Below are 16,191 nucleotides of genomic sequence, written 5' to 3' on the forward strand. Positions count from 1 at the left end.
CCAAGGGCCGTTAGGGATGACGGCCCTACCCCAATTCAAGGAATGCGATACCTGACGTTACGTGAATAACTTTTCTGCGGCGAACTTGCCCCGATGCGGTCAGTCTATTGCCTGCCATGATGCCCCGATTTCACTGCTTTCGCTTCGCCGCGTTAGTCGTTTTTATTTCTGCCGGTTTTTATTCAGCGCTGCGTGCACAACCGAAGAACGTTTACGCGCCGACGGCATCAACGCCTACGCAGTCGCTCGACGGCGAGTGGCAATTTCGTTATTACGAAGGTTCGAAAATCAGCGAGACCGACGCGAAGTTCAACCAGCCCGGCTTCTTCGACACTGCGACATGGAAATCGATCACCGTGCCCGGGCACTGGGAGCTTCAAGATTTCGCCGAGCCGAAATACGGCCGCGATCTCGTCGAAGGCACCGGTCTTTATCGCCAGCTATTTCGCGTGCCGCCCGAATGGAACGGCCAGCGCATCATGCTGCGCTTCGAGGGTGTGCTTTATGGTTACGAAGTGTGGGTAAATGGAAAATCAGTCGGCACGTGGGCGAGCGGGTTCAATCCCGCGACGTTCGACATCACCGATCACGTGCGCGACAACCTGGAAAACATCCTCACCGTGCGCGTCAGCACGCGCGTGAAAGGCTGGGAGTTCGACACCAACGATTGCTGGTCGCTCAGCGGCATTTATCGCGGCGTGACGTTGTTTGCGGTGCCGCCGGTCTACCTCGAACACTACACCGCGCGCACGACGCTTGGTGAAAACAACCAAGCGTGGCTTGAACTCAAAGCCGAAGCCAGCGGCGCCGCGACGCTCACCGGTCGACTGCTCGCGGCCGATGGAACGGTCGCGAAGGAATTTGTTTTTCCGCTCGAACCCAAAGGCGAAACCGCGCTCGAAATCCCTGACGCCAAGCTCTGGACCGCCGAGACGCCAAATCTCTACACGCTCGAACTCACGCTCTCATCACCCGGCCAAAAACCGCAGGTCATCACTGAAAAAATCGGCCTGCGTGAAGTCGGGATCGTCGACGGCGTGCTTCAACTCAACGGCGTCGCGATCAAACTCCGCGGCGTGAATCACCACGACATCTGGCCCGACACCGGACGCACGGCGACGATCGAACAGCTGCGTCGCGACCTCGAGCTCATCCTCGCGGCGAACTGCAATTTCTTGCGCACCGCGCACTACCCGCCCGACAAACGCCTGATCGCGCTTTGCGACGAACTCGGCCTCTACGTAATGGACGAAGTGCCGTTTGGTTACGGCGACGAACATCTCACGAAACCTGATTACCAAGACGTGTTGTTCACTCGCGCCCGCGCCACCGTGCGGCGCGACGAAAATCATCCGAGCGTAATCGTGTGGAGCATCGGCAACGAAAACCCGAACACGCCGCTCACGTTACGCACGGGCCAATACGTCAAGGAACTCGATCCGTCGCGACCGATTTGCTTCCCGCAGGTCGGTTCGTATTTCGCGAAGACTTATTCGGAATTACCCGAGTGGGTCGACATCTACGCGCCACATTATCCCGTCGTCGCCACCGTGCGCGACTACGCGACGAAACTTGATCGCCCGATCATCCACACTGAATACGCCCACGCGCTCGGCCTCGCGACGGATCGCATCCAAGACGAATGGGCGATCATGCAAACGAGTCCGCACCACGCCGGCGGCGCCGTGTGGATGTTTCAAGACCAAGGCATTCTCCGCAGGAGTGACAAACGCGTCGAAGACCTCGCGCCAAATCCTTACGTGTGGACCGACCCCACGCATTACTACGATACGCACACCCTCGACGGCATGGACGGCCTCACCTACGCCGACCGCACGCCGTCAGTGGATTACTGGCAAGTGCGCAGCGTGTATGCGCCGGTAAAAGTTTGGAAATCTGAGGGACTGCTGACTGAAGAACATCCACTGCTTTATCATACCGATGGCCCTGTTCTCGAAATCGCAAATCTTTATGACTTCCGCACCTTGGAGGGATTTACGCTCGAATGGAGATTTGTTCAGAACGGAAGCAAACTACAAACCGGTCTCGCGCCGCTGAAAGCCAAAGCGTCAACGACTGACCTCGTTCCGATATCGTTAAAATGGCCAAAGAAGCCCGAATCAGGGTTTCATTGGCTCGAACTTCGGATTTTGAACGAAAAAAACATTTCGATTCACGAGCTGAGTCTTCGGGTGACGCCACCGAGTGGAATCAAAATCAATTATGGAGATCATCTACAGGGCGACCTACGCAACTCTCGGCTGAAAACCGAAAGCACCGCTGACTCGATTAAAGTGAAGCATGCGCGTTTCATGCTTTCCGTTGCGCGCGGCACCGGCGAAATCACCCTTCTAAACAATATCAATGCAGTGATCGCTTCAGGATTTCTGCCTCACGCGAGCCGCAAATTTACGGAAGCCGAACGCCTACGCGGCCAAAAAGAATCAATCTGGAGTGGAGCCATGCTCGCAGTTGAACCGCCGACGATCGACGTGAAAGAGGAGCGCAACACAGTCACACTTTACATCACAGGGCGTTACACTCTTCGCGAGACGAATGAGCAAATTATTGCTGGCACGCATGTCATTCGCGTAGATCGCAACGGTTCTCTCAATGTCATCTACGATTTCTCGCCGGAGACCAATGCGACCGGGCAAATCCTCGAAGCGGGATTCGCGATGAGTTTGCCCGCGACGGCGACGGAATTTCGCTGGATCGGCGACGGACCTTATGCGGGTTACCCGGGCAAGGATGCGCTCAATCGTTTCGGCCGCTACCACCTGACGCGCGACGATCTCTCTTTCCAAGGCAATCGTCGCGGCGTCGAACTCGCGACTCTCACCCAAACCGAGGGCACCGGCGTCGCGTTATTGCCCGCGCGCGCAAGTGACGTGGCGGTCGAGCGCACCGCGAATGGCATTTTGCTGAGTCACAACGCGGTGATTTCCGGTCCCGGCAACAAAGGCGGCGGCCCGGAAACATTTATCAAAGCTGCGCCAGAAACGCACATCGCCGGACAATTCACGCTCGTGCCGCTCGAGGCCAATTGGCCGAAAACGCTGCGCACGTGGCTCGGCGAGCCCAACGAAACCGCGCAAGCGTTCGCGCCCTTCTCTCGCAGCTATGATCAGTAAGCGCAGTCGTTTTGATCGCCGTAAAGTGTGGGCGCAGCTCGGCATCCCCGCCGATTATCCGCGCACGCGGCATATGCCGGTTCAACGCGAGGCGCGCACGCTCGTGTCGATTGGTCGCGCGGACGATGACGGAAAAATCCTGCGCATGCTACCTGCCGCCGCCGCTGCGTGGAAACGCATGCGCACTTCCGGCGCAGGCGATGGAGTGAAATTGCTCCAGCTTTCCGGTTATCGCAGCACGGCACGTCAGACAAAACTCATCCGCCGTAAGCTCGCCGCCGGGCAAACTATCGAGGAAGTGCTGCGTTATGTAGCCGCGCCGGGTTGTAGCGAGCATCACACCGGTCGCGCGCTCGACATCGGTTCGCCGCAACATTGCGAGTTGGACGAGGATTTCGCGAAGACGCCGGAGTTTCGTTGGCTCAAGAAAAACGCCGCGCGCTTCGGATTTCATTTATCGTATCCCCGCGGCAACGCGCACGGCATCGGTTACGAGCCGTGGCATTGGTGTTGGCGGCGGTAAGCGGTTGAGAAACTGGCTCGTTGGTAGGGCCCGACCTCCGGGCGGGCCGCATAGCTCAGCGTTCGCGCAATCCCACGGCCTGCCCGGAGGTCAGGCCCTACCACGATGCACAAAGGTAGGGGCGGTTATCCTTAACCGCCCTTCAGGATTCGCGTGGCACGCTGGATTTTCGCAGATCACATCCCAAGGGCCGTTAAGGATAACGGCCCCTACCCCAATTCACCAAACTACGTGGGTCTGCTCGGAGAGTGGAACGGACCTTCCTATCGCGCCACCTAACTACTACGCAAACAACACGTAGCCATGCACCTGCACGATGACTTAGAATAGTTCTAATTATCACTTGAAACCTGTTCGCGCATCGTTTGCTTTGACCCTCCCCTTCAAATCATGGCCACCACTCCCAAAGATCACGCGGCACTGCTCGAAAAGCTTCGGGCCTGCGATGTTCGCCCCACCCCGCAGCGCGAAGTCGTGCTCAAGGTGATCCTCGATAAACGCGATCATCCCACCGCCGACGAAGTGTTTGCCCGCGTGAAATCGCAGATGCCGACTATCTCGCTCGCGACGGTGTATAACTGTCTTGATACGCTCGTGCAGTGCGGCCTCGTGCGTCAGGTGAACTTCGAGCGCGCGCCGACGCGTTATTGCCCGAACTTGGAAGAGCACGCGCATTTCCACGACGAAACGACCGGCAAGATTCTCGATGTGGAATTGCCCGCCGATTTTATGGCCCGCCTCCGCGAAGTCCTGCCCGCCGGTTTCGATGCAAGCAGCATCGAATTGAATTTCCGCGGCTCGGCCAAGCCCGGCGCCAACTGATCCTTTTCAAAAACGACCGTAACCCACCCACACCTTACCAGACCGACACCATGTCCACCCTCGTCATCCAAGACCTCCACATCAGCATCGGCGACAAGCCCATCGTCAAGGGCCTGAACCTGACCATCAAGCAAGGCGAAGTGCACGCCATCATGGGGCCGAACGGCACCGGCAAGAGCACGCTCGCTAAGGCCATCGCCGGCCACCCGGATTACACGGTCACGAGCGGCGAAGTGTTGCTCGACGGCAAATCGGTTTTGGAAATGGAGCCTGATGAACGCGCGCGCGCCGGCCTGTTCCTCGCGTTCCAATACCCGAGCGAAATCCCCGGCGTTTCCATCGCGAACTTCCTCCGCGCCGCCGTGCAAGCCCGCATGGCCGAAGGCGAAGAGCTCGACGCGACCGGTTACTACAAGCGTCTCTACTCGAAGATGGATCTCCTCAAGATCGACCGGAAGTTCACTTCGCGCTCGGTTAATGAAGGTTTCTCCGGCGGCGAAAAGAAGCGCTGCGAAATCCTCCAGATGGCGATGCTCGAACCGAAGATCGCGCTCATGGACGAAACCGATTCCGGCCTCGATATCGACGCGCTCCGCATCGTCGCCGACGGCGTGAACACGCTCCGCACCGGCCCGCTCGGCGTGCTGCTCATCACCCACTACCAACGCCTGCTCGACTACATCGTGCCGGATTTCGTTCACGTCATGTATGACGGCCGCATCGTGAAGAGCGGCGACAAAACCCTCGCCCTCGAACTCGAGGCGAAGGGCTACGATTGGATCAAACAAGAAGTCGCCGCGACCGCTGCCGTGACCGCTTGATCAGTCTCTCAACTCTCAGCCCTCAACTCTCACCATCTGTGAAACCACCCACTGAACTCGAATCCCCGCCGGTTGAAAATCCGGCCGTCGGCATCGACCAGTCCGCCGGCAATTTCTCCTACAACGTCAACTACGCGTTCGACGCTGGCGTTGGCCTGACCGAGGACACTGTTCGCTACATCAGCTCCGTTAAAAAAGAGGAGCCGTGGATTCTCGATTTCCGTCTGAAGGCGTTGAAGACTTTCTTCGACAAACCCATGCCGACGCATTGGGCAACGAAGGATCTTGAGAACATCGATTTTAACAAAATCCGTTACTACCTCTCGCAAGGCCAGACGCCGAAGCGCACGTGGGACGAAGTGCCGGACGACATCAAAAACACGTTCGAACGCCTCGGCATTCCCGAGCAGGAGCGCAAGTTCCTCGCCGGCGTCGAAGCGCAATTCGACTCCGAAGCCGCCTACTCGAACATCAAGGAGATCGTCGCCAAACAAGGCGTGATCTTCTGCAACTCGACCGAAGGCCTGCGCGAACACCCGGAGATTTTCAAAAAATTCTTCGGCAAAGTCATCCCGACCGGTGACAACAAGTTCTCCGCGCTCAACAGCGCCGTGTTCTCCGGCGGCTCGTTCATCTACGTGCCCCCCGGCGTGAAAGTCGCGCAGCCGCTCCAAGCCTACTTCCGCATCAATGCGGAAAACTTCGGCCAGTTCGAGCGCACGCTCATCATCGCCGACGAAGGCTCCGAAGTCGTTTACATGGAAGGTTGCACCGCGCCGAAGTTCACCACCTCCACGCTGCACAGCGCGGTCGTGGAACTCGTCGCGCTCAAGGGCGCCAAGATTCAATACATCACCGTCCAGAATTGGGCGAACAACGTGTTCAACCTCGTCACCAAACGCGCCATCGCGCACGAAGACGCCGAGGTGAAGTGGATCGACTGTAACATCGGCAGCCGCCTCACGATGAAATACCCAGGCGTCGTGCTGAAAGGCAAACGCGCCCGCGGCGAAGTCATCTCGATCGCCCTCGCCAACGACGGCCAGCACCAGGACACCGGCGCGAAAATGATTCACGCCGCCGACGACACCACGTCGCTCGTCGTCTCGAAATCCATCTCGGTCGGCCAAGGTCGCGCGACGTATCGCGGCCAAGTGCACATCCCGAAGCACTTGAAGGGCTGCAAAAACAACACCGAGTGCGACGCGCTGCTCATCAACACGAACAGCCGCACCGACACGTATCCGGCGATCACGGTTCGCGGCGACAAAAACGCCACGCAGCACGAAGCCAGCGTGTCCAAAGTTTCCGAGGACATGATTTTCTACATGCAGCAACGCGGCCTCTCCGAAGCGCAGGCGATGAGTCTCGCCGTCAACGGCTTCATCAACGAACTCGCCCGCCAATTCCCGATGGAATACTCCGTCGAACTCAAACGCCTCATCGATTTGGAAATGGAGGGTTCGGTCGGCTAAAATAATCACGACACAGAGCACACAGAGGACGCACAGAGCTCACTGAGTCCTCCTTCCCTCTCTGTGGCTCCTCCGTGATCTCTGTGACAAAAACCATGTCTACTTTAATTTCCCCTCCCACTCTCGTCGGCAGTTTCACCCGCGAAGTCTTCGCCGCTCACCTTGAGCGCGTGAAACACTTGCCCGCGTGGTGGCTCGATCGCAAACGCACCGCTTACGAACGTTTCACCACGGCTCCGATGCCGAAGCGCACCAACGAAGGCTGGCGTTTCTCGAGCTACGCGAACCTCACACTCGACGGCTTCAGGCTTGAGCGTGCCGACGCCAGAGCATTGCCCGCGCCAACGTTTCAAGCGAGCACTTCGCTTACGTTCCTGAACAATCAATCTGTTGGTCGTTCGGGCGCAGCACCCGAAGGCGTGATTTTTGACACGCTCCAAAACGCACTGCTGAAGCACGGCGATCTCATCAAGAGCCACCTGCTCGCCCAGCCGTCCAAGCTCGGCTCGGATAAATTCGCCGCGCTGCACGAAGCGTTTCTCGAAGACGGCGCGTTCATTTACGTGCCGAAGAATGTCGAAGCCGCCGCGCCGTTCGCCGTGTTTCACCACGCGTCCGGCGACAACGCCGCCGTTTTCCCGCACACGCTCGTTGTCGCCGACGAGAACGCAAAAGTCACCGTCGCGGATTTTTTCCGCTCGACCGGAAAAGCCCAATTCGCGTGCGGCGGTAACGATCTCTACGCCAACCACGGCGCGCAGATCACTTACATCGCGATGCAGGATTGGAGCCGCGACACGCTGTCGTTCCAATTCAATGCCACCGTCTCGCGCCGCGACGCCAAAGTCGTTTCGCTGAATCTACACGCGGGCGCGCGTCAGGCTCGTCACGAGTCCTTCTCGCAACTGCAAGCTCCCGGCGCGCACTCCGAGATGCTCGCGCTCACGGTCGCACACGGCACGCAAGAGTTCGATCAACGCACGCTGCAGATTCACCAAGCCCCGAACACGGGCTCGAATCTGCTCTACAAAAACGCGCTGCTGGACCAGGCGAAGACAATTTTCTCCGGCTTGATCGTCGTCGATCCCGACGCGCAGAAAACCGACGCGTATCAATCAAACCGCAACCTCATGTTATCCGACGAAGCCGAAGCCCACTCGCTCCCTGGCCTCGAAATCCAAGCCAACGACGTGCGTTGCACCCACGGCGCCACCAGCGCCCGCATCGACGCCGAGCAGGAATTCTACCTGAAAGCCCGCGGCATTTCGCCCGCGAAAGCGCAGGAACTCCTGGTGTTCGGTTTCTTCGAGGAAGTCCTCGGCAAAATCGAGAACGAGCAGCTGCATGACTCCCTCAGCGCAATCATTCGCGAAAAGTTTAATCAATAATGTGGAAATCAGGAAAACTGGAAAAAACTCCATTCCTGATTTCCTGAGTTCTATATAAATCATTCCATGAGCACCGATAAACGCGACCGCACCCTCTCCCGCGACGTTGTCGCCTCGCAGATTCCCTCGGGCGACAAACATACGCTCAATGCCGGCACCACGGTGTTCATTCACCAAGTGCTCGGCGGTAGCTACACGGTCCAAACCGACACCGGCCTTTATCGCCTCGACGGCAAAGACGCCGACGCTATCGGCGAAACGGTCGTCGATCAGACGGTGAAAAAAGGCAACACGCTCGCCGATGGTTCGCCCGATCCGGAAGCCGTGTGGGCGCAACTCCGCCAGGTGTTCGATCCGGAAATCCCCGTTAACATTGTCGACCTCGGTCTCGTGTATAACATGGAAATCTCGAAGCAGGACGACGGCGGCTACAAGGTCGACATCGCCATGACGCTCACCGCGCCGGGTTGCGGCATGGGCCCGGTCATCGCGGAAGACGCGAAGAACAAAGTGCTGCTTGTCCCCGGCGTCAGCAACGCCGAGGCGCGCATCACGTGGGAACCGGCCTGGAATCAATCGATGATTTCCGAAGAAGGAAAAATGAAGCTCGGCTTGATCTAATTTACGGGCCGCTCTTTTCGGAGCGGCCTTTTTTGCGTCCTTTGAAAAGAGCTTTCTATCTCGCGCTACTCGGCCTCGTGTTGGTCGCCCTCCTCATTGCCGGCGCGAATTACCACGTCATTACGAACAACCGCGCGCGCCTCTACAGCGAGATCGAACCGCTCCCGCGCAACGACGTCGCGCTCGTCCTCGGCACCAGCGCTTACACCAGATCGAAAAACGCGAACCCCCACTTCGAAGGCCGCATGGACGCCGCCGCGGCGCTGTATCGCGCCGGAAAGGTGCGCCACCTGCTCGTGAGCGGCGACAACCGCGCCGCTAATTATGATGAACCGAAAATGATGCGCGCGGCGCTGATTCAGCGCGGCGTGCCGCTTTCGGCAATCACGTGCGACTTCGCGGGGTTTCGCACGCTCGATTCCGTCATGCGCGCGCAGACCGTGTTCGGGCTCAAACGCGTGACGATTGTCACGCAGCGTTATCACAACTCCCGCGCGCTTGAGATTTCCCAAGCCATCGGACTCGACGCCGTGGGTTTTTGCACGCGCGATGTGGAACTCCGCAACTCGCTCCGCACCGAAATTCGCGAAGTGCTCGCCCGCTTCGCCGTGGTGCTCGACCTCTACGTGCTGCACCGGCAACCCTATTTCTCGGGTCCGTCGCAGCCGATTCGATTAGCCTCTGCGCATTGAAAACGAAGCTCCTCTTTATCTGTTCGCGGAATCGGTGGCGCAGCCCCACGGCGGAAGCGTTGTTTAAAAATCATCCGCGTTACGACGCCCGCAGCGCCGGCACGGAAAACGGCGCGCGCATCAAAGTCACCGACTGTCATCTCGGCTGGGCCGACTGGATTTTTTGCATGGAGCGCAAGCATGCCGACCGCTTGCGCGAGAATTTTCCGGAAGAACTCGCCGGAAAAACGCTCATCATCCTCCGCATCCCTGATGACTACACCTTCATGAATCCGGCTTTGATCGAACTATTGAGAGCCGAATTAAGCGCCCATCTGGAATACTAACTGCGCCGCTTGCGACGAACAGGCGCGGAATGACGAATCGTGAGAATTTTAAGCGCGCGCTTTGAATCGATGAGCCGCGTCCGCCCCCGGTTTGAGTTTTCGCAAAGGCTTGGGGAATAACGTTAAAACAACTTTTCTCTGCACTAGTTCATACGCATCTCGTTGATAGCTTAGTCATTAAGCATCTTCAGCAAGTGATGCCATTCACCACAAAATCGACGACGTTGGTCACAGTTGGCTCGCGAGCTGCTGATTTTATTACGCTTAATTTAAAACTACCGCGACGACCTTCGCATCACCTTCACACGACTCCATACCATGAAAACCGATCAAGTAACTCCCAACCCAGTGCAACCGGAAGAAGTTTCGAGCTACACTTGGAAGCGCATGGTGATCGAGGCAACGGGCTTGCTGGCTGTCATCATCGCGGTCGCGTTTTTCATCTAAGATCAGGAATCGGACTGTTCCATGATCACGTTTGCTGAACTCTTTTGCGAGCAGCATGGTATTCCTCGAGAAAAGTTCGAGCGGGTGGTGCTGATTCGTTCATTGCCACTGCGCATTCGCGTGATCGCTCCGCTCGTGCTGTTGTTTAATCGCCGCTATTTTCTGCCGGAATATGAGTTCATCAGCGATGTGGCCGTGATGCATAAGCCGCACGATTTCAAATGGGCGCTGGCCGATTTTCGCAGCCATAGCGCCAATCGCACGTGGTGGCGCCGCCAGCTGCGGTTGAGAGCTTCGATTTCGCGCATGAAAAAACTGGTCGAAAGCGTGCCGACGTTCATCGCGCACGGCGTAACTGGCGACACGGACTAATCTCGGCACCGAACCCGAAAACGGGTGCGTGATCATTTAGGTGCTAGTCCCAGGGCTTTCACTCTCGCGGTCTCGGTGAAGATTATTTTTCTGACAGCGTATAAACCGGCACACCACAGCTCTGTTTTTAGGGATTCTCGGACTTTTGGCGCAAGCGGGCCTTTCGCCGCTCTGCGCAGCTGATCCGGCGGTGGTGGCCGCCCCGCGATTTACGGGCACTCCGTTTATTCGCGCGTGGAACGCCGACGATTACGGCGCCGCGCCGGTGAACTGGCGCGTCGCCCGGCACCCGCGCAGTGGTTTCATCTACATCGCCAACAACTTTGGCGTGCTCGAATTCGACGGTGCGGCGTGGCGTTTGATTTCCATGCCGTCCGAAGGGCCGGCGCGCACGCTGACGATCAACAACGCCGGCGAAATCTGGGTCGGCGGCTACGATGAAGTCTGCGTGCTCCAACCCAACGCGAAGGGCGAAATCATCCCAATCGACGCGCTCCGCAACCTCCCCGAAAAAGAGCGCACCTTCGGCCAGCTGCTCCACTGCCTCGCGACGCCCGAGGGGGTTTATTTCGCTAGTGCGATTAAGCTACTGCTCTTTCGTCCGGATGGCACCGTGAAAACCTGGCCGCTCGATCTGCGGATCAACGGCATGTGGTGGCAGCAAGACCGGCTGCACGTCAGCTTAGGCGTCGATAGCTTGGGTCAATTAACCGACACCGGAATCGCGATCCTTAAAAAGCAACCCACCGCCCAAGATTCTGAATCAGCTTCCGCCTTCCGGGTGCTGGCTTCCCGCGATCAAGCGGACGGCAGCACGTTGCTGCTGACAGCGCGCGGGCCGTATCGCTGGCGCGGCAGCGGCCATCCTCTCGAACCAATCTCGCCGTCTGCCGCTGCGAATTTTTCGGGTAGTTCGGCCATTACCGCGACCTTTCTTGCCGATGGACGGCTCGCTTTCGGTTTCCTAAATGAAGGGCTGCTGTTTCTCGACGGCGAAGGTAATTTCATCTCGCGCCTCACCCGGGTCCACGGTTTACCGAGCAACCGGCTCGAACACATCGCCACCGACCCCGAAGGCGGCTTATGGATCGCGCAGCGCATCGGAATCACGCGCGCACAAGTCGACGATGGCATCGTCGTGCACCACACCGCGCAAGGACTCACCGGCAGCCCGCGCTCGATGCATCGCTTGGGCAGCCGTCTCTACATCGCCCACAACGAAGGAGGCGCATGGCGCGACGACGCGACCGGCCAGATTCACGAACTCACCGGCCTGCAATCCGGGCTGAATACTTTCCTGCAAGTCGGGGACAAGCTCTTCGCGACAGGCACCGCGATTTTCGAAATCATGCCCGACAACTCCGTGCAGCGCCGTCTGTCGCACGTGTTGACCTCGCTCGAAGCCCTCCCCTCGCATCCGGGCTTTTTTATTGGCGGGAGCACGTCGGGACTCTGGCTGTTCCGTTTTGACGGCGTGAACTGGCATCAAGTGGGGAAAATTTCCACCGTGCCCGAGGGCATCACTTCCATTTACGCCGACGAAAAAGGCGAAGTCTGGTGCGCGCCCTACAGCGGTCGCGGCGCGTGGCGGCTTCGTTTTGGCCGCGAACCCAAACCCGATGTCGAGGCGGTCTTTTTTGGCGAAGCGCAAGGACTGCCTACCGTGCGGCGCCGCGACGAACTTCGTTTCTGCAAACTGGGCGGCGAGCTGCTCGCGACGACCGGGCAATGGGTGCACCGCTACGATGTCGCGACCGGGCGTTTTTTGCCGATGCCGATCACGCCGGGAAATACCGGCCCGATCGCCATCGCGACTTCCTCCGACGGCGACATGTGGTGGTTTCTCGGTTCACCGGAAGCCCAACTTGCACGCGCTACGGTGCGGGATGGAAAAATCGAACTCACGCGCGTTGCCGGTGGGCCCATCACCGACCTGATCGCTAACAGCATTTACTACGACGACGTCACGCAGAGCGTCTGGATCTCCGGCCAAGGGGCACTGGTGTCGGTCGATCTCCGGTGGCGCGCTTCGGGCACGACTCCGCCGTTGCGCGCGATGGTGCGGCGCATTTCCACGCCAACGGGTGAAACGCTGTATGCCAACTCCGGCCTCGATCCCGCACCGCCCCTGCCACCGGCGCTGGATCACCGCCTCAACGCGCTGCGCTTCAGCTTCGCCGCGCCCACGCAAACCATCGATTATCGCGGCCGCACCGGCACGCTTTACCGCACGCAGCTCGAAGGCCTCGATAACGATTGGACTGGGTGGAGCACGAACCACACGCGCGAATTTACCAACTTGCCGTATCGCAACCTGGTTTTCCACGTGCAGGCGCGCGAACTTTCCGGGCGAGTGAGCGCGGATACTTCCCTGGAGTTTACGATTCAATCCCCATGGTGGCTCAGCAACTACGCCGTCATCGGTTACGCGTTTACCGGCGCGTTAGGGTTTTTCGGAATCGTGAAACTGCGCACGCGCGCACTCACCCGGCGCGCCGCCGAACTCAGCGTGGTCATCAATTCGCGCACGGAAGAACTCGCCACCCGCAACCGCGAACTCGCCCGGTTGCACAAACTTGAATTCAGCGAAAAAACCGCCGCGCGCCTCGGCGAGGAAAAAGCCCAGCTCGAAATGCTGCGCTACCAGCTCAACCCGCATTTCCTCTACAACGCGCTCGGCTCGATTCGTTCGCTCATCCACAGTCGCCCCGACGAAGCCGACGAAATGACCACGCAGCTCGCCGATTTTTGCCGCATGACCCTCACGCGTGGCGAAGGCGAAGGCGGCACGCTCGCCACGGAGCTGCGGATGATTTCTTCCTACCTCGACATGGAGCGCACCCGCTGGCGCGAACTATTGAAAACGCGCATCGATGCTGCACCCGACACGCTCACGCTACGCGTGCCGCCGTTTCTCCTGCTCCCGCTGGTCGAGAACGCCATCAAATACGGCACGCGAACGAGTGTCGAAACCGTGGAAGTGGTCATCACTGTCCGCCGGCTCGATACCAGCGGCGTCTATCTTGAAGTGGCCAACACTGGTCGTTGGGTCGAGCCGACGGGCACGCGCACGCCATTTTCGACGGGCATCGGACTTGATAATCTCCGCGAGCGCCTGCAACGCTACTTCCCGAACGCACACGAGTTCGCCGTCAATGCCGATGCCGGCTGGGTGCGCGTGTCGCTCAAAATTTCCTCCACCGAAAATTTCAAGCCCATGGCCGAACATGCCTAAAGTCCTGCTTATCGATGACGAAGCGCCCGCACGCGAAGACTTGCGCCGGCTCCTCGCTGCCCACCCCGAAGTCACTATCGTCGGTGAAGCGGGCTCGATCGCCAGCGCGCGGATCAAGCTCGCCGAAGGCGGCTATGATTTGGTTTTTCTCGATGTGCAGCTCGTCGGTGGCACGGGCTTCGATCTCGTGCCCGCGATCCTCCCCGACGCGCGCGTGATTTTTGTCACCGCCTATGACCAACACGCGATGCGCGCATTTGAGGTCAATGCGCTCGATTACCTCCTCAAGCCTGTCCGCCGTGAACGCCTCAACGAAGCCCTGCGCCGCGTCGCCACTGCGCTCCCTCGCGAAGAAACGCACTACGAAACTTCACCGCGCCCCGTGCTGCGCGCAGACGATGTCATCCACGTAAAGACCGGCCGCGCCGCCGCACGCTTCGTGCGCCTCGCCGACATCGTCACGCTGACTTCAGAAGATAATTACTCGATGCTACTCCTCGGCGACGGCACGAGCCTGCTCGTGCGCGAAACCCTTTCGTCATGGGAAACGCGTTTGCCGGCGACGCATTTTCTCCGCGTGCACCGGCAGGTTATCGTGAACCTGCTGCGCATCGAAGGCTTCTCGCACGAAGACGATCGCATTACGTTACTCCGCGTCACCGGCGCGCCTGAACCTGTCCGCGCTCGCCGCGAACACTGGAGCGAACTCACCGCCCGGCTCGCCGCGCTTGGTCGTCCGTTGGTATAAATCACCTGCGGTTCGGCACGTATTTTCCTCAAAATGCGTGGCACTTTCCCTCGGAGAACGTGTCCGTATTCAGACCGTCACGCTTCGCAGCGTTTGTTGGTCACCCCGCTGCATTTGGCGCGAATTTGTCGACGGTGCTACGCCACGGGTTCTTCCGCGGCGCGCGGTTTCGACCGTGTTAATGACAACTCCAACCGTCAGCGACTCAGCTCTCGGTTGAAAACACACACAGCTATGTCTGAACAAATTCCTGAGTCCTCATTGCCGCGCATCGGCATGGTCTCCACGCACGGTTACGTCGCCGCCGAGCCACCGCTCGGAGCTGCCGACACCGGTGGACAGGTCGTCTATGTCATCGAACTTTCCAAGAAGCTCGCGCAACTCGGTTTCGAGGTCGATATCTGGACACGCCGCTTCGATGATCAACCCGAGATCGATATCATTAACGAACGCGTCCGCGTCATCCGCGTGCCTTGCGGCGGAAAAAAATTCATCGGCAAAGAATACTTGATCAAAGATCTCGCCGAATGGTCGGAAAACGCCCTGCGCTTCATCAACAAGCACGGGCTCAAATACCAGTTTTTCAACAGCCACTATTGGGATGCCGGCTACGCGACCCAACGCCTTTCCGAAGCGCTCGATGTGCCGCACGTGCACACGCCGCACTCGCTCGGCCTCTGGAAAAAACAGCTGATGGAAAAAGATTTTCCGGACGACGCGGTTAACTTCGATAAGAAATATAATTTCGCGCAACGGATCACCGAGGAGACCCTGCTTTACCGGCGTTGCGAACAAGTCATCGCGACCACGCCCGACCAGCTGGACATGATCGTGAAAGATTACGGCGTCGAAGAGAAGAACGTCAGCATGATCCCGCCAGGCTACGACGATAACCGCTTCTTTCCTGTTAGCGCCTCGTCGCGCACGGCGATTCGCCAGCGCCTCGGCTTCGAAGGAAAGGTCGTCCTCGCAATCGGCCGTCTCGCGCGCAACAAAGGCTACGATTTACTCGTCGACGCGTTCTCGGTGGTGGCCGCGCGGATTCCAGACGCAGTGCTTTACCTCGCCGTCGGCGGAACCGAACTCAATGCCAACGAGCAAAAGATCCTCGATGAGCTCAAAGAACTTGTCGCGAAATACCATCTCGGCGACCGCGTGAAGTTTGGCGGTTTTGTCAGCGAAGCCGAACTCGCCGACTATTACCGCGCCGGCGATGTGTTCGTGTTGAGCAGCCGTTACGAACCGTTCGGCATGACCGCCATCGAGGCGATGGCGTGCGGCACACCGACGGTCATCACGACGCACGGCGGATTGTTTCGTGCGGTGACCTTTGGCCGTCACGCGCTCTACGCTGACACCTTCGATAAAGAAGATCTCGGCATCATGATCGCGAAAGTGATGAAGCACCCGAAGCTCGCGAATCGCCTCTCGCGCATGGGTGCGCACAAAGCGCGCAGCCTTTTCACGTGGACGGGCATCGCGCAGCAGCTCATCAGCCTCATCGAGGAACGTGCCACCGCGCTCGCTTTTACCGACAACGAATGGGACGAACCGTGGAACGACGGCGATTGAGCCGCTGATCACGAT

General features: G+C 58.8%; 14 protein-coding genes. All 14 read left to right on the top strand.

Annotated elements, in window-relative coordinates; genetic code table 11:
- Positions 1-116 precede the first annotated feature (116 nt).
- The 14 genes from ACRRQW_RS03550 (at position 117) to ACRRQW_RS03615 (ending at position 16,176) form a co-directional block, all read left to right on the top strand.
- Entirely contained in the window at positions 117-3,134 is a 3,018-nt protein-coding gene (locus ACRRQW_RS03550; protein WP_438479878.1) for a glycoside hydrolase family 2 TIM barrel-domain containing protein, read from the top strand.
- Positions 3,124-3,657 (top strand): M15 family metallopeptidase, encoded by a 534-nt coding sequence (locus tag ACRRQW_RS03555; RefSeq protein ID WP_438479879.1) that lies wholly within the window; start codon positions 3,124-3,126, stop codon positions 3,655-3,657. Before ACRRQW_RS03550 ends, ACRRQW_RS03555 begins: the two co-directional genes overlap by 11 nt.
- 390 nt (positions 3,658-4,047) lie before the next feature.
- Positions 4,048-4,479, top strand: a complete 432-nt coding sequence (locus tag ACRRQW_RS03560; RefSeq protein WP_438479880.1) for a Fur family transcriptional regulator — start codon at positions 4,048-4,050, stop codon at positions 4,477-4,479.
- Between the two features lie 50 nt (positions 4,480-4,529).
- Positions 4,530-5,300, top strand: coding sequence for a Fe-S cluster assembly ATPase SufC (gene sufC / locus ACRRQW_RS03565; RefSeq protein WP_438479881.1), 771 nt, complete (start codon positions 4,530-4,532; stop codon positions 5,298-5,300).
- 92 nt (positions 5,301-5,392) lie between these two features.
- Positions 5,393-6,775, top strand: a complete 1,383-nt coding sequence (gene sufB / locus ACRRQW_RS03570; protein ID WP_438482340.1) for a Fe-S cluster assembly protein SufB — start codon at positions 5,393-5,395, stop codon at positions 6,773-6,775.
- Between the two features lie 95 nt (positions 6,776-6,870).
- Complete coding sequence (gene sufD / locus ACRRQW_RS03575) at positions 6,871-8,163, top strand: Fe-S cluster assembly protein SufD (protein WP_438479882.1); 1,293 nt, start codon at positions 6,871-6,873, stop codon at positions 8,161-8,163.
- 66 nt (positions 8,164-8,229) lie between these two features.
- A complete protein-coding gene (gene sufT / locus ACRRQW_RS03580; protein ID WP_438479883.1) occupies positions 8,230-8,784 on the top strand; it encodes a putative Fe-S cluster assembly protein SufT in 555 nt (184 codons plus the stop codon).
- A 41-nt stretch (positions 8,785-8,825) separates the two neighbouring features.
- Positions 8,826-9,476, top strand: coding sequence for a SanA/YdcF family protein (locus ACRRQW_RS03585; RefSeq protein ID WP_438479884.1), 651 nt, complete (start codon positions 8,826-8,828; stop codon positions 9,474-9,476).
- Positions 9,473-9,802 (top strand): low molecular weight protein tyrosine phosphatase family protein, encoded by a 330-nt coding sequence (locus ACRRQW_RS03590; protein WP_438479885.1) that lies wholly within the window; start codon positions 9,473-9,475, stop codon positions 9,800-9,802. The genes ACRRQW_RS03585 and ACRRQW_RS03590 overlap by 4 nt, the downstream gene beginning before the upstream one ends.
- A 318-nt stretch (positions 9,803-10,120) precedes the next feature.
- Positions 10,121-10,249 (top strand): hypothetical protein, encoded by a 129-nt coding sequence (locus ACRRQW_RS03595; RefSeq protein WP_438479886.1) that lies wholly within the window; start codon positions 10,121-10,123, stop codon positions 10,247-10,249.
- Between the two features lie 21 nt (positions 10,250-10,270).
- Complete coding sequence (locus ACRRQW_RS03600; protein WP_438479887.1) at positions 10,271-10,621, top strand: hypothetical protein; 351 nt, start codon at positions 10,271-10,273, stop codon at positions 10,619-10,621.
- 193 nt (positions 10,622-10,814) lie between these two features.
- A complete protein-coding gene (locus tag ACRRQW_RS03605; protein ID WP_438479888.1) occupies positions 10,815-13,856 on the top strand; it encodes a histidine kinase in 3,042 nt (1,013 codons plus the stop codon).
- Positions 13,849-14,604 carry a LytR/AlgR family response regulator transcription factor gene (locus ACRRQW_RS03610; protein ID WP_438479889.1) on the top strand — a complete coding sequence of 252 codons (756 nt, stop codon included), beginning with the start codon at positions 13,849-13,851 and terminating at the stop codon, positions 14,602-14,604. Before ACRRQW_RS03605 ends, ACRRQW_RS03610 begins: the two co-directional genes overlap by 8 nt.
- Before the next feature lie 234 nt (positions 14,605-14,838).
- Positions 14,839-16,176, top strand: a complete 1,338-nt coding sequence (locus ACRRQW_RS03615; protein WP_438479890.1) for a glycosyltransferase — start codon at positions 14,839-14,841, stop codon at positions 16,174-16,176.
- Positions 16,177-16,191: the final 15 nt, after the last annotated feature.

Origin of the sequence: Oleiharenicola lentus (genome assembly GCF_051660365.1) — a bacterium.
In the GTDB taxonomy this organism is placed as follows: domain Bacteria; phylum Verrucomicrobiota; class Verrucomicrobiia; order Opitutales; family Opitutaceae; genus Lacunisphaera; species Lacunisphaera lenta_A.